17 protein-coding genes and 1 tRNA gene are annotated in these 16,582 nt (G+C 74.2%); 4 read left to right on the forward strand and 14 right to left on the reverse strand.

The features are described from left to right. Window positions 1-43 precede the first annotated feature (43 nt). Window positions 44-1,045, reverse strand: a complete 1,002-nt coding sequence (locus tag IE251_RS18945) for a peptidoglycan-binding protein (protein WP_189754167.1) — start codon at window positions 1,043-1,045, stop codon at window positions 44-46. A gap of 186 nt (window positions 1,046-1,231) precedes the next feature. Between IE251_RS18945 and IE251_RS18950 the strand changes: the two genes are divergently transcribed. Both IE251_RS18950 and IE251_RS18955 read left to right on the forward strand, forming a co-directional pair. Further along, window positions 1,232-1,305, forward strand: a tRNA-Lys gene (locus tag IE251_RS18950). A gap of 76 nt (window positions 1,306-1,381) precedes the next feature. Then, complete coding sequence (locus IE251_RS18955) at window positions 1,382-2,071, forward strand: FadR/GntR family transcriptional regulator (protein WP_189754168.1); 690 nt, start codon at window positions 1,382-1,384, stop codon at window positions 2,069-2,071. A 4-nt stretch (window positions 2,072-2,075) separates the two neighbouring features. On the opposite strand, the gene IE251_RS18960 is transcribed toward IE251_RS18955, so the two are convergent. From IE251_RS18960 to IE251_RS19020, 13 genes are all read right to left on the reverse strand, one after another. After that, entirely contained in the window at window positions 2,076-2,747 is a 672-nt protein-coding gene (locus IE251_RS18960; protein ID WP_189754169.1) for a class F sortase, read from the reverse strand. Between the two features lie 6 nt (window positions 2,748-2,753). Then, complete coding sequence (locus tag IE251_RS18965; RefSeq protein WP_189754170.1) at window positions 2,754-3,320, reverse strand: hypothetical protein; 567 nt, start codon at window positions 3,318-3,320, stop codon at window positions 2,754-2,756. Between the two features lie 138 nt (window positions 3,321-3,458). Next, a complete protein-coding gene (locus IE251_RS18970; RefSeq protein ID WP_189754171.1) occupies window positions 3,459-4,238 on the reverse strand; it encodes an HAD-IIA family hydrolase in 780 nt (259 codons plus the stop codon). A 78-nt stretch (window positions 4,239-4,316) separates the two neighbouring features. Then, window positions 4,317-5,846 (reverse strand): alkaline phosphatase family protein, encoded by a 1,530-nt coding sequence (locus tag IE251_RS18975; protein ID WP_189754172.1) that lies wholly within the window; start codon window positions 5,844-5,846, stop codon window positions 4,317-4,319. A 73-nt stretch (window positions 5,847-5,919) separates the two neighbouring features. Beyond that, the gene (locus IE251_RS18980; RefSeq protein WP_189754173.1) at window positions 5,920-6,972 is read right to left on the reverse strand and encodes a 2-aminoethylphosphonate ABC transporter substrate-binding protein; all 1,053 of its coding nucleotides are present in this window, start codon (window positions 6,970-6,972) and stop codon (window positions 5,920-5,922) included. 47 nt (window positions 6,973-7,019) lie between these two features. After that, on the reverse strand, window positions 7,020-7,817 hold the full coding sequence (locus IE251_RS18985) for an ABC transporter permease (RefSeq protein WP_189754174.1): 798 nt from the start codon (window positions 7,815-7,817) through the stop codon (window positions 7,020-7,022). Continuing rightward, window positions 7,804-8,673 (reverse strand): 2-aminoethylphosphonate ABC transporter permease subunit, encoded by an 870-nt coding sequence (locus tag IE251_RS18990; protein WP_189754175.1) that lies wholly within the window; start codon window positions 8,671-8,673, stop codon window positions 7,804-7,806. The genes IE251_RS18985 and IE251_RS18990 overlap by 14 nt, the downstream gene beginning before the upstream one ends. Further along, entirely contained in the window at window positions 8,666-9,712 is a 1,047-nt protein-coding gene (locus IE251_RS18995; RefSeq protein WP_189754176.1) for an ABC transporter ATP-binding protein, read from the reverse strand. The genes IE251_RS18990 and IE251_RS18995 overlap by 8 nt, the downstream gene beginning before the upstream one ends. Window position 9,713: 1 nt before the next feature. Further along, window positions 9,714-10,430: an HAD family hydrolase gene (locus tag IE251_RS19000; protein ID WP_189754313.1), complete on the reverse strand. Its 717-nt coding sequence runs from the start codon at window positions 10,428-10,430 to the stop codon at window positions 9,714-9,716. An 8-nt stretch (window positions 10,431-10,438) separates the two neighbouring features. Continuing rightward, the gene (locus IE251_RS19005) at window positions 10,439-11,563 is read right to left on the reverse strand and encodes a TIGR03364 family FAD-dependent oxidoreductase (protein WP_189754177.1); all 1,125 of its coding nucleotides are present in this window, start codon (window positions 11,561-11,563) and stop codon (window positions 10,439-10,441) included. Window positions 11,564-11,698: 135 nt separating this feature from the next. Beyond that, on the reverse strand, window positions 11,699-12,454 hold the full coding sequence (locus tag IE251_RS19010; RefSeq protein WP_030782603.1) for a GntR family transcriptional regulator: 756 nt from the start codon (window positions 12,452-12,454) through the stop codon (window positions 11,699-11,701). Between the two features lie 72 nt (window positions 12,455-12,526). Then, on the reverse strand, window positions 12,527-13,360 hold the full coding sequence (locus tag IE251_RS19015; protein WP_189754178.1) for a hypothetical protein: 834 nt from the start codon (window positions 13,358-13,360) through the stop codon (window positions 12,527-12,529). A 386-nt stretch (window positions 13,361-13,746) separates the two neighbouring features. Then, the gene (locus IE251_RS19020; protein WP_189754314.1) at window positions 13,747-14,883 is read right to left on the reverse strand and encodes an ROK family transcriptional regulator; all 1,137 of its coding nucleotides are present in this window, start codon (window positions 14,881-14,883) and stop codon (window positions 13,747-13,749) included. An 83-nt stretch (window positions 14,884-14,966) separates the two neighbouring features. On the opposite strand from IE251_RS19020, the gene IE251_RS19025 reads away from it, so the two are divergent. After that, window positions 14,967-16,040, forward strand: a complete 1,074-nt coding sequence (locus IE251_RS19025; RefSeq protein WP_189754179.1) for a Gfo/Idh/MocA family protein — start codon at window positions 14,967-14,969, stop codon at window positions 16,038-16,040. Beyond that, on the forward strand, window positions 16,037-16,519 hold the full coding sequence (locus IE251_RS19030; protein WP_189754180.1) for a heme-degrading domain-containing protein: 483 nt from the start codon (window positions 16,037-16,039) through the stop codon (window positions 16,517-16,519). The genes IE251_RS19025 and IE251_RS19030 overlap by 4 nt, the downstream gene beginning before the upstream one ends. The last annotated feature ends 63 nt before the right edge of the window (window positions 16,520-16,582 follow it).

Raw genomic sequence — 16,582 nt, forward strand, 5'->3', positions numbered from 1 at the left:
ACGGGAAGGCGGTCCGGGAAGGGGCGGGGAAGAAAAAAGGGGCCTAGGCGAACAGGCGGCGCCAGGTCTCCGGCCCCGGATGACCGTCCGCGGCGCCGCCCCGCCAGCCCTGGGACCGCTGGAACGCCTCGACGGCCCTGCGGTCCGCCTCGCCCCAGCGCGGGCCGGGGTCGTCGGCGTAGAACCGGCCGTACCCCTTGTGCGCCAGCCGGGCGCGGAGCCGGGCGACGTGGTCGTTGGCCGCGCCGGGCCGGAAGAAGGCCGCGCCCGGATAGGGCACCGCCGTCCTCGCGCCGCCGGCCGCCCGGGCGCCGGCCGCGCCCTGCGGCAGGCCCTTGTAGCGGTAGGGGACGTACTTGTCGGAGTTGCTCCAGTAGGCGTAGGGGGTGGTCTGGCGGCGGGCGTGCGGGGGTGTCTGCTCGTAGGCCGTGTACGAGGTGTGCTTGTCGTCCGTCCAGCCGCCGAAGATCACTACGTGGGAGCCCTTCTCGGGGTTGTCGGGGTTGTGGAACAGCAGGATGTCCCCCTGTTCCAGCTCCGCCTTGGTGATCTTCACGCCGAACTCGCCGAGGCTGCCGGTCCACTCGTTGTTCGGCAGGCCCCAGGCCATGGAGACATAGCCCGAGCAGTCCTGCCGGTAGCCGTCGGACCAGAAGGCCGTCATGCTGTACGGCACCTTGGCGTCCACCCAGGTCTTGGCGCGCTTGATGATGTCGGCGCGGGTGGTGGCCGGGATCGGTTCGGCGGGGGTCTTCTCGGGGCCGCCCGGTCTGCCGTACAGCGGGGCCCAGGGGCCCTGCGGGGTGGCGAACTCCTCGTCGCCGGGCAGCGCCGCGCGGTGCGGGGCCTGGCCGGGGGCGGCGATGGCGACGGCCGGGGGCAGCGCGCCGAGGGCGGCGGAGGCGGCGGTCACGACCACGGCGGCGCGGGCCGCCGGGCGGGCGAGGCCGGGGTACGGGCGGGGGGAGCTGTGCCGGGAGAGACGGCAACCGGGGCAGAGGCAGTCGCTCGCGGGGTCGACTTCCTCGAACATCGGAGCGGTCATGCGATCTGCCTCACATTCTGGGAGATGTGTCCGCGAGTGCGCACGTTGATCAGTTTCCCAACCGCCTTGAAAACGCGCATTCTGACGGTCCGAATGATGTACGCGGGGCCCCCACCCGGGGTACGGGCCACCGAAAAACGGTCCGGAGCACTCTCAAACCTCCGGTAGAGTTTTCTCCGTCAGCAGGCGCCGCTAGCTCAGTTGGTTAGAGCAGCTGACTCTTAATCAGCGGGTCCGGGGTTCGAGTCCCTGGCGGCGCACCGACGGAAAAGCCCCCCGCCTCGGCGGGGGGCTTTTCGTCTGCCCGGGGTGCGGACGGGCGGTTACGCTCTGGCCATGGCAGCCCGGGACCTTCAGGAGCGGATCAAGAAGCTGATCGTGGACCGGCGGCTGCCCTCGGGTGCCCCGCTGCCCACCGAGCCGGAGCTGATGCGGCTGCTCGGGGCGAGCCGGAACTCGGTGCGGGAGGCCCTGAAGGCGCTCCAGGCGATGGGCATCGTGGAGATCCGGCACGGCTTCGGGACGTACGTCGGCTCCATGTCGTTCGCGCCGATGATCGAGGGGCTGGCCTTCCGGACCGTGGCCGGCCACTACCGGGGCGAGGACTCGCTGCTCCAGCTGCTGGAGCTGCGCGAGGCCGTGGAGACGGGGCTGGTGTCCCGGCTGGCCGGACGGCTGGAGGAGGCGGACCTGGCCGAGCTGGACGCGCTGGTGGACCGGATGGAACGGCAGGCCGCCGAGGGCACCGGGCTCGCCGAGACCGACCGCGCCTTTCACGCCACGCTGTACCGGGGCCTGGACAACGTGCTGCTCGGCGAGGTGCTGGAGGCGTTCTGGGACGCCTTCCACCGGGTGCGGCGCGATCTGGCGGCGGCACCGCAGGACCCCCGGGTCACCTGCCGCCAGCACCGGGAGATCGTGGACGCGGTGCGCTCCGGGGACTCGCTGCGGGCCGAGCGCGCCATAAGGGACCACTTCGGCAACCTGCGCACCCGCCTGTCCCAGGCGCCGACGGCCACCCCCTGACCGCTCATCCCGACACGCCCGTCAGGTACGAGGAGACGACCACGTTCGCGGTGTAGCTGCCGTCGGCCCGGTCGAAGGAACCCCCGCAGGTGATCAGGCGCAGCTCGGCGCGGCCGGGCCGGCGCGGGCCGTACGCCTGGTGGGCGTCGAAGCCGTCGCGGGGCAGGACCCGGATGTCGTCCACGGTGAACTCGGCGACCTTGCCGTCCGCGCGGACCACCCGCACGGTGTGGCCCGGCTTGAGGCTGCTGAGCCGGTAGAAGACGGCCGGCCGGGTCGTGGTGTCGACGTGGCCCACCAGCAGGGCCGCCCCGGCCGCGCCGGGCTTCGGGCCGGCGCCGTACCAGCCGACCACACCCGGCTGGTCGTAGGGCGGCGGGTCGATCGCGCCCCGGGCGTCCAGCCCGCGGGTCACCACCGGGGCCGTCACGCCCAGCGCGGGGATGTCGACGCGCTGGGGCACCGCGTCGGGCAGCGGCCGGGCCGCGCCGGGCAGCCGGGCGGGGTCGCCGGCGCGGCCCGCGGCGAACACGTCGCCCGTGGCGGCGCCGTCCGCGCCGCGCGTCACATCGGTCACCCCGCGTCCCCACAGCCACAGTCCGCACAGCAGCAGTGCCCAGGTCAGGGCGGTGACCAGCCGCCCGGTACCACCGCCGTGCCCCTGCTCACCGGACACGGGCGGTCAGCGGCCGGAGCGGGTGGAGCGGGTGCGGCGGGCGCGCAGTCCGACGGCGAGCGCGGCGAGGCCGGCCAGCGCCAGGCCGGTCACCGCCTGGCCGGTGTCGGGGCCGGAGCCGCTGGTGGCGACGGTGGCGAAGTGCGCGGTGCCGCCGCCGCCCGCCGGGACCGGGGCGATCGGGGAGGCGGCGGCGGTGGCCGGGGCGATGGGCGCGGCGGGGCGGGCGCCGTCCGGCCCGCCGACCGTGAGGCTGCCGGTGATCACCCGGTCGCCGCAGACGGCCTTCACGGTGTAGGCGCCCGGCTCCAGGTCGGAGCGGACCCGGGTCTCGCCGGTCAGGGCGCCCCCGCCGCCGGTCAGGCGGGCGTCGGAGACGAAGGCGGCCGAGGCGGCGCTGCCCTGCCCGCCCGCGCAGCCCTCGGTGCGCACGGTGAGATCGGCGCCGGGCGCCGGGGAGGCGGGGGTCACGGCGACCGAGCCGCCGCCGTCCGCCGCGTGCGCCGCGGGGACGGCCGCGGCGAGCGCGGCGGCGAGGATTGCGGTACGGACAGTGAGGCGTAGTGAGCCCATCGTGAACCTCCAGTTATCTGGAGGCTCCCCCGCACCGGGCGCCTCCGCATCCTCGGGAGGCGCCCTGCTGCTCCGAACGGGTGAGACGGGGTTTCGGCCGGGTGGAACCCGCTGCCGGAACCGCCCGGGCCGCGCCGCTCAGACCAGGTCGACCAGGTCCGCGATGGAGTCGACGACCTGGGACGGGCGGAACGGGTAGCGGTCGATGTCGGCGGGCTGGGTGACGCCGGTCATCACCAGGAAGGTGCGCATCCCGGCCTCCAGGCCCGCGAGCACGTCGGTGTCCATCCGGTCCCCGATCATCGCCGAGGTCTCGGAGTGCGCGCCGACCGCGTTCAGCCCGGCCCGCATCATCAGCGGGTTGGGCTTGCCGACGAAGTACGGCTTCTTGCCGGTGGCGGCGGTGATCAGCGCGGCGACCGAGCCGGTGGCGGGCAGGTCGCCCTCGGTGGAGGGGCCGACGTTGTCGGGATTGGTGGCGATGAACCGGGCGCCGTTGTTGATCAGCCGGACGGCCTTGGTCAGCGCCTCGAAGGAGTAGGTGCGGGTCTCGCCGAGGATCACGAAGTCGGGCTCGTGGTCGGTGAGGATGTAGCCGATGTCGTGCAGGGCGGTGGTCAGGCCCGCCTCGCCGATGACGTAGGCGCTGCCGCCGGGCCGCTGGTCGTTCAGGAACTGGGCGGTGGCCAGCGCCGAGGTCCAGATGTTCTCCACCGGCACGTCCAGGCCCATCCGGCGCAGCCGGGCGTGCAGATCGCGGGCGGTGTAGATGGAGTTGTTGGTGAGCACCAGGAAGGGCCGGCCGGACTCGCGCAGCTTCTTCAGGAAGGCGTCGGCCCCGGGAATGGGCACGCCCTCGTGGATCAGGACGCCGTCCATGTCGGTGAGCCACGACTCGATGGGCTTGCGGTCTGCCATGTGCTGCGTCTCCTGGCCTGCGTGCGAACGGAAAACGGGGGGCGCCGGAACCACGGCGTACCGACGCCCCCAGCCTAGTCAGGACACGCCGATCCGGACCCCGTCGATCACCCAGTACCAGTTGTTGCCGCCGGTGTAACGGAACCGGACCCGGGCGCTGGTGGCGCCCGCCGGGACCTGGAGGGTGACGGTCTCGGTGCGCGAGGGCACGTCGGCGGTGTACGTCCGCACCGTCACCGGGGTGCCGCCGTCGTAGGAGACGAGGACCTCGCCCTTCTGCGGGGACTCGTGCCGGTAGTACGTGGTGTACGTCAGCACGGCCGTGCCGCCGCCGGTGACCGGGTAGGCGGGGCTGACCAGGGTGGAGTCGAAGGTGCCGGTGAAGGACTTGTCGGTCCACTCGTCGCCGTCGGCGACCGCGAAGACGTTCCGGGCGCGGATGTTGGACTCGCGGTTCTGGTCGCGCTGGGCCTGGGTCCAGAACTCGTCGGTGGTGAAGGACCAGCCGCGCCACTCGGTGACCCCGCCGCCGCCCATCGCCGAGTTGTCGACGGACCAGCCGGGCGGCGGGGTGTGGGTGAAGCCGACGAGGGCCGCCGGGATGCCGGTCTCGTCCACGCGGGTCGCGAGCGAGCCGCGCAGGGCGTCGAAGTCGTCCGGGGTGGGCTGCTGGACGGGCCGGCCGTCCAGCCCCCAGGCGGGGTCGAGGGGGATGCCGAGGTGGGCGAGGGCGGAGGCGGCGACGTCCGGCATCTTCACGTCGTGGCGCACCGATCCGGGCGCGAGCGCCGAGCCGGTGGCGATGAGGAACGTCTGCCGCTCCTGGAGGGTGGAGCCGCCGTGGCCGCCGGCGTCGGTGTGGCCGTGGTCGGCGGTGACCATGATCAGCCAGTCCTCGGCGGCGTACGACGGCCGGGCCTTCACCGCGGCCACGATCTGCCCCACCTGGGCGTCGGCGCCCTTGATGGCGTCGAGGTACTGCTGCGAGGCGGCGCCGTAGGTGTGGCCGGCGTGGTCGATGTTGTCCAGGTGGACGAAGACCGCGTCCGGGTTCCCGTCCCGCAGCCGGGCGACCGCGCGGGAGGTGGTGCCGGTGTCGTACTCGGCGCTCGGGGTGGAGACGCGGGTGTCGACCTTCGCGGAGAACACGGTGTCGGTGAGCGGCGTCCAGGAGGCGACGGCGTACGTGGACAGGGCCGGGTTCGCGGTCTCGGCGCGGGTGAGGAAGTCCGGGTACTGGGTGAACCGGGCGCTGGTGAAGGCGTTGTCCCTCACGTTGTGCTTGTCGGGCCAGACACCGGTGATGATCGTCGACCAGCCGGGGCCGGACAGGGTCGGGGCGAGCGGGTTGGCGTAGATGCTGCTGGGCGCGGTGAGCCCGGCCGCCATCAGGGCGTCCAGGTTCGGCGCGTCGGCGTCCTTGATCCGGCTGAGCAGGGCCCCGTCCAGGCCGATGACCAGCACCTTCGGGGCCCGGGCCGCGGCCCGGGCGACGGCCGTGAACGACCCGGCGGTGGCGGCCGCGGCGGCGGACAGGAGGAGGGAGCGGCGGGAGAGGTGGGGCACGGGTTCCTCCGGAGGAAGAGGGGCGGACGTGCGTACGGGCATGGCGACGCCCCGGTGGTGCCAGGGGCGTGCGGTCCCGCGGTGCGGGGCTGTCTACGGCCGCGCGGCGGGGAAATCAACTGCCGGTCGCGGACTTCCAGTCCTCGACGTAGGCGCTGAGGTTCTTCTCGATGTCGTTCCAGTCGGGTTCGAAGACCTCCACGCCGTCCATCAGCCGGGTCAGCGCGACCGCGTTGGCGTCGGTGGCCTCGACGTCCTGGCGGGCGGTGAAGCCGCCGCCGATCGCGCTGACCTCCTGCTGCTGCTTGCGGGCGAGCATGAAGTCGAGCAGCTTCTTTCCGTTGGCGCTGTGCGGGGCCTTGGTGACCAGGCCGGCCGCGTACGGCAGGGCGAACGTGGTGGGCTTGCCGTCGGTGCCGGCCGGGAACCAGATGCCGAGGTTCGGCATGGTCTTGGTCTGGGCGTAGTTCATCTGCACATCGCCGTTGGCGACGAGGAGTTCGCCCTTGTCCACCTTGGGGGCGAGCTTGCCGGTGGAGGCGGACGGGCCGACGTTGTTGGTCTGGAGCCTCTTCAGATAGGCGAGGGCCCGCTCCTTGCCGCCGAAGTCGTGCATCGCCTTGATGAGTACGGCCGTTCCGTCGCCGGCGACGCCCGGGGTGGAGTACTGGAGCTTGTTCCTGTAGCGGGCGCCGAGCAGTTCGTCCCAGGTCTTCGGGGGCTGCTTCAGCTCCTTCTTGTTGTAGACGAACCCGAAGTAGTTGGTGACGACCGAGGTCCAGGTGGAGTCGGCGGCCTTGTCGGCGCCCGCGACCTGGTCGGCGCCGGCCGGGGCGTACTTCTGCAGCAGGCCCTTGCCGGCGGCCTGCTGGATGAACGGCGGCAGGGTGACCAGCACATCGGCCTGCGGGTTGCCGCGCTCGCGGACGGCGCGCTGCACCATCTCGCCGGAGCCGCCCTCGACGTACTTCACCTTGATGCCGGTCTGCTTCTGGAAGTCCTCGAAGACCTGGTCGTACCAGCCGTCGCCGTTCTCGCCCTTGAGGCCGTCGGCGCTGTAGACGGTGACGACCTTGGCGTCGGAGGCGGCGGAGGAGCCGCAGGCGGACAGCGCGGGCGCGGCGATCAGGGCGAGGGCCACGGCGAGCGGGACGCGGTTTCTGGGCATGGCGGAGCGGTCTCCTGGCGAGGTGACGGGGGTGATCCGGGGAGGGTTCAGCGGTAGGAGGCCCGGGTGCGGACCCGGGAGACGGCGAACAGGACGAGCAGGGTTGCCGCCATCAGGACCACGGCGACGGCGGACCCGGTGAACAGGGCGCCCCGGTCGGTGGCCGCGTAGACCAGCACGGGCAGCGGGGTCCAGTCCGGCGGGTAGAGCATCATCGTGGCGCTCAGCTCGCCCATGGACAGGGCGAAGCACAGGCCGGCGGCGGCGGTCAGGGAGGGCAGCAGCAGCGGCAGCCGCACCCGGAACAGGATGTAGGCGGGGCGGGCGCCGAGGGAGGCGGCGGCCTGTTCGTAGGCCGGGTCCAGGCGGGTCAGGGCGGCCGACACCGACTGGTGGGCGAAGGCGGTGACCAGCACGGTGTGGGCGGTGATCACGATCCACCGGGTGCCGTTGAGCAGCAGCGGCGGCTGGGAGAACGCCACCAGCACCGCGAGGCCCACCACCACCGACGGCACGGCGACCGGCAGCACGAACAGGGCGTCCAGTACCCGGCGGTGGCGTTTCCTCAGGGCGGCCCCGGCCAGCGCGGCCCAGGTGCCTGCGGTCAGCGCGAGCAGGCTGGCGGCGACCGCCGTGACCAGGCTGGTGGTGAGCGCCTGGAGGGCCTCGCCGCGGGTGGCGGAGCGGTAGTGGTCCAGGGTGGGGCCGGAGGGCAGGGCACCGGACCAGTGGGTGGCGAAGGAGGCGCCCAGGATGACCAGCAGCGGCAGCGCGAACAGCGGCAGGAACAGGACGAGGAACACCGCCCAGGCGGCCCATCTGGCCTTGCGGCTATGCACCAGCACGACGGCTCACCACCCGGTACAGGCCGTACAGGCCCACGGAGATCAGGACGTTGACGACGGCGACCGCGCAGGCGCCCGGGTAGTCGGACTCCAGGATCGCCTTGCCGTAGACGAGCATCGGCAGGGTGGTGACCCCCTTCGCGCCGGTGAACAGCACGATCCCGAACTCGTTCAGGCACAGCACCAGGACCAGGCTGCCGCCGGCCGCGAGCGCGGGCAGCGCCTCGGGCAGGATCACCCGCCGGACGATGCGGGGCGCCCGCGCCCCGAGCGAACTGGCCGCCTCCAGCTGGGCGGTGTCGAGCTGCGCGAACGCGGCGAGCAGCGGACGCATCACGAACGGCGTGAAGTAGGTGACCTCCGCCAGCAGCACGCCCCAGGGCGTGGTGAGGAACTGGAAGGAGCCGACGACGCCCGTGCCGCCGTACAGGAACAGCAGCGCCAGCGTGATCAGGAAGGACGGGAAGGACAGGTACACGTCGATGAACCGGGCCACCGCCCTCGCGCCGGGGAACGGCACGAACGCGATGACCAGCGCCAGCAGGAACCCCAGGAGCAGACAGCCGGCGGTGGCGGCCAGCGCCAGCCACACGGTGGTCCACAGCGCGTGCCGGAACGCTTCCGAGGCGAAGACGTCGGCGTACGCCTGGAGGGAGGTGCCGCCGGTGTCGGGCCGCAGGGACTGGCGGACGACGAGGGCGAGGGGGTAGAGGAAGAAGAGGACGAGGGCGGCTACTGGTGGAAGGGCCCAGGCAAGCGCCCCGAAGGGGCGCGGGCCCGTCTTCGATTTGCGGCTGCCGCCGCGTGGGCGCGCCCGGCCACGGACCACCTTCGGATTCCCGACAACCTCAGCCATGGCTGACTCCCGCGGGCAGCAGCACCCCGTCGTCGGGCGCGAAGTGCAGGTCCACCGTGTCCCCGAGGGCCGGCGGAGCCTTCAGTTCGCGTACGTCCGCCATCACCGTGTGCCCGTCGACCTCGACGTACAGCCGGTGCGTGGCGCCGCGCCACTGGATCTCCCGTACGGTGCCCGGGAGCCGGTTGGGTCCCTCGCCCAGCCCGACCAGGTGCGGCCGTACGCAGAGCGTGGCACGGGCGCCCACGGCGGCCCCGGCCGTGTCGAGCTTCAGCTCGGTGCCCGCGAGGGACACCCCGCCGGCCGTCACGGTCACCGGGACCAGGTTGGCGCCGCCCACGAAGGACGCGGTGAAGGCGTCGGTAGGCGCCCGGTACAGCTCCCTCGGCGTGCCGCACGCCCGCAGCCGGGCCGAGTCCATCACCGCGATCCGGTCGGCCAGGGTCAGCGCCTCGACCTGGTCGTGGGTGACGTACAGCATCGACACGTCGGGCAGTTCGCGGTGCAGCCGGGCGAGTTCGGTGAGCATGCCGGAGCGCAGCCGGGCGTCCAGCGCGGACAGCGGCTCGTCCAGGAGGAGCACGCGGGGCCGGATGGCGAGCGCGCGGGCGATCGCGACGCGCTGCTGCTGCCCGCCGGACAGCTCGCGCGGGTGGCGGCGGGCGTAGCCGGCCATGCCGGTCAGCTCCAGCGCCTCGGCGACCCGCTGCCGTATCTCGCCCTTGGGGGTGCGGCGGGCCTTGAGCCCGAAGGCCACGTTCTCGTCCACGCGCAGGTGCGGGAAGAGGGCGTAGCTCTGGACGACCATGCCGATGCCGCGCCGGTACGGCGGGAGGTCCGTCACGTCCTCGCCGCCGAGGTACACCCGCCCGGACGCGGGCCGCACGAACCCGGCGACCGCCCGCAGCGCGGTGGTCTTGCCGGATCCGGACGGTCCGAGGAGCGCCATGACCTCGCCGGGCTCGACGGTCAGGTCGAGGGAGTCGAGGACGACGTTGCCGTCATAGGCGACCGTGACGGAGTCGAAGCGGATGCCCATGTCAGCGGTCCCCGGCGAGCAGGCCGGGCAGGCCGGCGACGGAGTCGAGGACATGGGTGGCACCGGCGGCGGTGAACTCGGCGTCGCCGTGTGCGCCGGTGCGCACGCCGGCGACCAGCCCGGCCCCGGCGCGGACGCCGCTGAGCACGTCGTACGAGGTGTCGCCGGCCACCGCGATCTGCCGTACGTCGTCGGCCGCCTTGGTGCGGACGAACGCCTCCAGCACCATGTCCGGGTACGGCCGCCCGCGCCCGCCGGCGTCGGCCGGGCACAGGGTGAGCGGCACCAGGCCGCGCCAGCCGAGGGCGTCCAGGATGGCGTCCTGGGTGACCCGGGCGAAGCCGGTGGTGAGGACGACGGTACGGCCGGCCCCGGTCAGTTCCTCGATGGCCTCGCGGGCGCCGGGGACCGGCGCGATCAGGCCCTGGTCGACCAGGTCGCCGTACGCCTTCTCGAAGGCGGTGTTGGCGCGCCGGGCGCGGTCCTCGTCGCCGAAGAGGTGGCGGAAGACGGAGATCTTGGACTCGCCCATGGTGGCGCGGACGTAGGCCAGGTGCTCGGCGTGCTCGGCGGAGCCGGGCTCGACGCCCAGCTCGGCGGCGGCAGCGGCGAAGGCGCGCTCGACCAGGCCGCCGTCGGCGACGGTGGTGCCGGCCATGTCGAGGACGACGAGGCGGATGCCGGGGCCGGCCGGGGTGTTCGGGGTGACGGGTGTCATGGGGGTGCTCACCAGCCCAGTTCGTTCGCGGTGGTCTCGGCTATCGCGGGGGCGCAGGTCATGCCGCGCCCGCCGGGCCCGGTGACCAGCCACACCCCCTCGTGCACCTGCTGGCGGTGGACGACCTTGCCGGGGTCGGTGCACTGCGCGTACACGCCCGCCCAGCGGTGCCGCACACGCGGCAGCGGCCGGCCGAGGAGGGACTCCACGACGCCGGTGAGGTGCTCGTAGGGCTCCTCGACGGTGTCGAAGGCGAAGGGGTGCTCGTACTCGTGGGTGTCGCCGATGGTCAGGCCGCCGTCGGCGCGCTGCACCATGAGCAGCTGCATCTTGTGCGCGGCGGCGGTGTCCGGCTGCGGCCGGCGGGCGTTCAGCTCGTCCAGGGCCTCCGAGGCGTACGCCGGGTAGTAGCGGAAGCTGTCGGCGTCGGCGACGGAGGTGGTCAGCGGCTCGCCGAGCGGGTCGGTCTGCATCATCTGGAGGCGGACGCGGCGCACCGGGAGATCCGGGCCGGCCAGTTCGCGGACGAGTCCGCCGAGCCAGGCGCCGGTGCACAGCACGACGGCGTCGGCGTGGTGGATGTCCCCGTGGTCGTCGCGGACGGTCCCGGCGCCGGTCACGTCGCGCACCTCCCGGCCCGGCAGGAAGGTGTAGTTCGGGGACTTCAGCAGCTCCGCGCGCAGGGCGAGCTGGGCGGTACGGGGCTCCACGGCCGCGTCCCGCTCGCAGTACAGGGCGGCGGTGAAGTCGCCGCGCAGGGCGGGGTTCAGGGCGCGGGCCTCGCCGGGGGTGAGCAGCTTGTAGCCGCGGGCGGCGGCGTCCGCGCGGGCCACGGCCGCCTCCGCGACGGCGAGTTCGAGCGGGCCGCGGACCGGGGTGAGGGAGCCGTTGGGGCGGAAGCCCAGCGCCGGCACCCGGCCGCCGATCCCCTCCCACAGCTCCCGCGCCCGCAGGGCGGCTTCCAGCTCTTCTCCACCCGCGCGCCCGCTCACCCAGATCTGCCCGAAGTTGCGCAGCGAGGCGCCGCGCGCCTCGGCCTCGCGCTCGATCTGGACGACCTGGTGGCCGCGTTCCACTGCGTGCCAGGCGTGCATGGTGCCCACCACGCCTGCTCCGACGACTGTGACTCTCACGGCGGCAACGCTCCTCGTGATTCGGGAACCGGAGACATCCGGCTGACAACGAGAGCGTGAACGAGCCATCACGTTTGGGCTAGACCCGTTATCTTTTTGTGATACGTGGGTGGTGTGCGGGGCGGGCGGGGTTCCTCAGCCCTGGAGGTGGGTGGTGAAGGAGAAGCGGTCGCCCCGGTACAGCGACCGCACCCGCTCCAGCGGGCGGCCCCCGGTGTCCCGGGAGATCCGGTGGATCAGCAGCATGGGCAGGGCGGGCGGGGTGCCGATGAGCAGGGCCTCGCGGGGCGTGGCCAGGACGGTCTCGATCCGCTCGTCCGCGTCGCCGAAGGAGATGCCCTGGGCGGCGAGATAGCCGTAGAAGGAGGAGTCCGGGTCGAAGTCCGTGTCCAGCCGGGGCACCCGCGCGACGGCGACGTACGTGCTCTCCAGGCCCACCCGCTCGTCGTCGGCGAGCAGCACGCGCTCCAGGTGCCAGACGGGTTCGCCGCGGCCGATCCCGGTCTCGGCGGCGAGCGGCTCCGGGCACGGGAACCGGTCGAGGGTGACGAGGCTGCGGCCGGGTGTGCGCCCCTGCCGGCGTACGCCCTCGGTGTAGCTGGCCAGGGACAGCGGCTGGGCCAGCTTGGGTCCGGCGACCACCGTGCCCCGGCCCCGGCGCCGCAGCCGGCCCTCCAGCACCAGGTCCCGCACGGCCTGCCGCACGGTCTCGCGGGCCACGTCGTACCGCTCGGCGAGATCCCGCTCGGTGGGGATGACGCCGCCCTCCCCCAGCTCCTCCAGCAGCGCGGCGATCCGCGCCTTCACCGCGTAGTACTTGGGGATGCGCCCGTGCTCGGGGATGCCGGAGCGGACGGGGGCGCCGGGGGCCTGGTCGTTGGGGTAGTCCACGGGGGGATCGTCGCAGACCGGGTCGGTGACGGAGGGGGTGGGGAGGGGGGCGCGGGTGCGGGGCGGGGGCGGTCAGCGGCGGGCGCGGACCAGGAGGAAGGCGACGGTGGCGGCGCCGAGCAGGGTGAACAGGGGGACGAGGGCGGCCGTGAGCGGCGTACGGGCGGCCCGGGGGGCCGGGGAAGGGGCCGCCGGGGCGGGGGTGCCGGGCGGGTGCGGGACGCGGGCCTCCCGCGCCTCCCGTACGGGGTCGGTGCCCTCCGCCCCCTCGCCGGTGTCGCCGTCCCCGTCCTCGGTGACCGAGAAGCGGTAGGCGCCGGACTCCCCGACCCAGTCCCCGTCCTGGCCCTGCCGCTGTACGACGGCGGCGTTCGCGGTGACCCGGCCGGTCGCGGCGTCGGGGGCGAGCGAGAACCGGACCCGTACGGCGACGGTCCGGCCGGGCGGCACGGTGAACCCGGCGAACCCGGCGCCCTCCAGCACGCCGACCAGTTCCTGGGCGTCGGTGGCCTCGAAGGCGACCCGGTGGGCGCGGGGGCCGTCGTAGAAGTCCAGGCGGAAGTGGTCCGGCCGCAGCGCGCGTTCGTCGCCGACGAGGACCACGACCGGGTGGATGCCGGCGCAGGTCCGGTCGGTGGTGTTGGTGAGGTCGATGTACCAGGTGCGGGGCCTGCCGCCGGCCTCGTACGACGCGGGGCCGCCGCGGATGCGGGTGGCCAGCGGGAAGGTGCGGGCGTCGGCGGCGGTGCAGGAGGGGGGCGCGGGGGCGGCGGTACGGGCGTGGGCGGCGGAGGGGGGCGCGGGGGCGGCGGTACGGGCGTGGGCGGCGGAGGGGGGCGCGGGGAGGAGGGCGGCGGCGGCCGCGGTCGCGGTGAGGCAGAGGGGCAGGGGCGTGCGCAGTCGCATGAACACATGACCCTGCCGGGTGGGGCGGGGGCGACGGCGCCGCCATGCCGGGGGCGGGGGGGAGGTCCCCCCTACCAGCGGACAACGGGCACCGGCCGGCCGTCAGGCGCGGGTCCGCCGTGGCCGGTCGCGCAGTTCCCCGCGCCCCTGAGGAAGTCGCGGTGCCCCCCGCCGAATACGCAACGGCGACACGCGCAGCACCACGGGCCACCGGCCGGTCGCCATGCACGGGACCGCCGTGGCCGGTCGCGCAGTTCCCCGCGCCCCTGGGGAGTCGCGCTGCCGCCCGCCGAATACCGAACGGCGTCACGGGGCCACCGGCCGGTCGCCACGCGCGGGACCATCGTGGCCGGGCGCGCAGTTCCCCGCGCCCCTTCGGGGTGCTCTCAGGCGTCCCCCCGGCCGAACAGCGGTGCCAGGAGTAGTTGGGCGGCTCCCTCGGAGACCAGGCGTTCGGCTCGTGGGGCGATGCGTACCGGGACGTCCTCGCCCGCTCCCTCGCGTCGGGCGCGTGCGGCCAGTACCTCGGCGACGCCCCGTGCGTACACGTCCGGCGCGCCGGCGACCGTACGTCCTCCGAGCAGCACCCCGTCGATGTCCAGCAGCCCGACCAGGTTTCCGGCCGCCACCCCCAGTACCCGTGCCGCCTCGGCGAGCTCGCCCCGGGCCGCCGCGCCGAGGCACAGTGCCTCCACGCAGCCCCGGTTCCCGCACTCGCACGGCGGTCCGTCCAGCTGGATCACCTGGTGGCCGAACTCCCCCGCCCCGGTGCGCGCCCCGCGGTGGACGCCGCCGTCGATCACCAGCCCGGCGCCGAGCCCCGTACCGAGGTGCAGATACGCGAACGACCGGCCCGCCACCTCCTGCGCGCCGCCCACGGCCAGCCCGAGGGCCGCCGCGTTGGTGTCCTTGTCGACCACCACCGGCACCCCCAGCCGCCGCGCGAGCGCGTCCCGCAGCGGAAAGCCGTCCCACTCGGGGAACCCGGTGACCCGGTGGAGCACCCCGCGCGCGTGGTCCAGCGGGCCGGGCAGCGCCACCCCCGCCCCGACCAGCGACCCGACCCCGGCGAGGTCCTCACCGCCCGCACCGGGCAGGTCCCGCACGACATCGCGTACCGCCGCGCACACCGCCCCCAGCACGGCCTCGGCCCCGGCCCCCAGGTCCAGTTCCGCACGCCGCTCGGCCACCACCGCCCCGTCCAGTTCGACGAGCACGGCGCGCAGTTCGTCGCGGTCCAGATGCACCCCGACGGCGTGCCCCGCCTCCGGCACCAGCCGCAGCACGGTCCGCGGCTTGCCCCCGGTCGACGCCCGCCGCCCGGCCTCCGCGGCGAACCCCTCCGCCCGCAGCCGCGCGGTGATCTTGCTGACGGCCTGCGGGGTCAGCCCGGTGCGCTCGGCCAGCTCCAGCCGACTGATGCCCTCGGTCCCGGCATCCCGCAGCAGCCCCAGCACCAGTGCCGTGTTGTGGCTGCGCACCAGCCCGAGATTCGCCCCCGCCACGCCCTTGTCCCCCGTCATCCCCGCCCTCGGCTCGCTCCTCTTCACGCCCCCATTCTCCCCTCCGCTTGCACTTTCGCAACAGCGTTGCCAAAGTGGGACGCATGACTGCAACCCCCCTCCGCGTCGGCCTGATCGGCTACGGCCTCGCCGGCTCGGTCTTCCACGCCCCGCTGATCGCCGCCACCGAGGGCCTCGCCCTGGACACCGTGGTCACCTCCAGCCCGGAGCGGCAGAAGCAGGCCCGCGCCGAGTTCCCGGACGTCCGGCTCGCCGCCACCGCCGAGGAGCTGTTCGCCCGGGCGGACGAACTGGACCTCGTCGTCGTGGCCTCCCCGAACAAGACGCACGTACCGCTGGCCACCACCGCGCTCCGGGCGGGCCTGCCGGTGGTCGTGGACAAGCCCGTCGCCGGCACCGCGGCCGAGGCCCGGCAGCTCGCCGCCCTCGCCGAGGAGCGCGGTCTGCTGCTGTCGGTCTTCCAGAACCGCCGCTGGGACAACGACTTCCTCACCCTGCGCACGCTGCTGGCGGACGGCGCGCTCGGCGACACCTGGCGCTTCGAGTCCCGCTTCGAACGCTGGCGCCCGCAGCCCAAGGGCGGCTGGCGCGAGTCCGGCGACCCCGCCGAGATCGGCGGTCTGCTCTACGACCTCGGCAGCCACGTCGTCGACCAGGCCCTGGTGCTCTTCGGCCCGGCCACCGAGGTCTACGCCGAGACCGACATCCGCCGCCCCGGCGCCGAGACCGACGACGACACCTTCATCGCGCTCACCCACGCCGGCGGCGTCCGCTCCCACCTCTACGTCTCCGCGACGACCGCCCAGCTCGGCCCCCGCTTCCGGGTGCTCGGCTCCCGCGCGGGCTACGTCAAGTACGGCCTGGACCCGCAGGAGGCGGCCCTGCGCGAGGGCGGCCGTCCCGGCACCACCGCCGGCTGGGGCACCGAGGACGAGTCCCTGTGGGGCCGCATCGGCTCCGGGGAGTCCCCGCTGACCGGCGCCGGCACCCCCGTACCGACCCTGCCGGGCGACTACCCGGCCTACTACGCGGCCGTCGCCGACGCCCTGCGCGGCACCGGGCCCAACCCGGTGACCGCCCTGGAGGCCGCCGCCGCGCTCGACGTCCTGGAGGCGGCCCGCCGGTCCGCCCGCGAGAAGGTGACGGTGACCCTGTGACGCCCGAGAACACCCCGACCGTCGAGGAGCTGGAGGAGCAGCAGCGGCGCCTGGTCTTCCCGCGGTTCACCCACGAGGACGCCTGGGCGCTCGGGTGCCTTCTGGTCGAGCGGGCCCGGGAGCGCCGGGCGCCGGTCGCCATCGACATCCACCGGGCCGGCCAGCAGCTCTTCCACGCCGCCCTGCCGGGCTCCGCCCCGGACAACGACGCCTGGATCACCCGCAAGCGCCGGGTGGTGGAGCGCTACGGCGCCCCGTCCTACCTGGTCGGCGCCCGCTGCCGCGCCAAGGGCAGGACCTTCGAGGAGTCCTCCCGCCTGGACCCGGACGCCTACGCGGCGCACGGCGGCTCCTTCCCCGTCACGGTGGAGGGCGCCGGCGTGATCGGCGCGGTGACCGTCTCCGGCCTGCCGCAGGTCGAGGACCACCGGTTCGTGGTGGAGACGCTGGAGGAGTTCCTCGGCCGTTCGGCCGGCTGAGGGAACGGCGGGAATCAACCCGGGTCACCCTCCGGTTGGCAGGACCGAAGGCCTGACGATCAT

Origin of the sequence: Streptomyces eurythermus (assembly GCF_014649115.1) — a bacterium.
GTDB lineage: Bacteria > Actinomycetota > Actinomycetes > Streptomycetales > Streptomycetaceae > Streptomyces > Streptomyces eurythermus.

Coding starts and splice junctions, on each gene's coding strand:
- IE251_RS18945 (WP_189754167.1), bottom strand. CDS start 1,045: ATGACCGCTCCGATGTTCGAGGAAGTCGACCCCGCGAGCGACTGCCTC.
- IE251_RS18955 (WP_189754168.1), top strand. CDS start 1,382: ATGGCAGCCCGGGACCTTCAGGAGCGGATCAAGAAGCTGATCGTGGAC.
- IE251_RS18965 (WP_189754170.1), bottom strand. CDS start 3,320: ATGGGCTCACTACGCCTCACTGTCCGTACCGCAATCCTCGCCGCCGCG.
- IE251_RS18970 (WP_189754171.1), bottom strand. CDS start 4,238: ATGGCAGACCGCAAGCCCATCGAGTCGTGGCTCACCGACATGGACGGC.
- IE251_RS18975 (WP_189754172.1), bottom strand. CDS start 5,846: ATGCCCGTACGCACGTCCGCCCCTCTTCCTCCGGAGGAACCCGTGCCC.
- IE251_RS18980 (WP_189754173.1), bottom strand. CDS start 6,972: ATGCCCAGAAACCGCGTCCCGCTCGCCGTGGCCCTCGCCCTGATCGCC.
- IE251_RS18990 (WP_189754175.1), bottom strand. CDS start 8,673: ATGGCTGAGGTTGTCGGGAATCCGAAGGTGGTCCGTGGCCGGGCGCGC.
- IE251_RS18995 (WP_189754176.1), bottom strand. CDS start 9,712: ATGGGCATCCGCTTCGACTCCGTCACGGTCGCCTATGACGGCAACGTC.
- IE251_RS19000 (WP_189754313.1), bottom strand. CDS start 10,430: ATGACACCCGTCACCCCGAACACCCCGGCCGGCCCCGGCATCCGCCTC.
- IE251_RS19015 (WP_189754178.1), bottom strand. CDS start 13,360: ATGCGACTGCGCACGCCCCTGCCCCTCTGCCTCACCGCGACCGCGGCC.
- IE251_RS19020 (WP_189754314.1), bottom strand. CDS start 14,883: ATGACGGGGGACAAGGGCGTGGCGGGGGCGAATCTCGGGCTGGTGCGC.
- IE251_RS19025 (WP_189754179.1), top strand. CDS start 14,967: ATGACTGCAACCCCCCTCCGCGTCGGCCTGATCGGCTACGGCCTCGCC.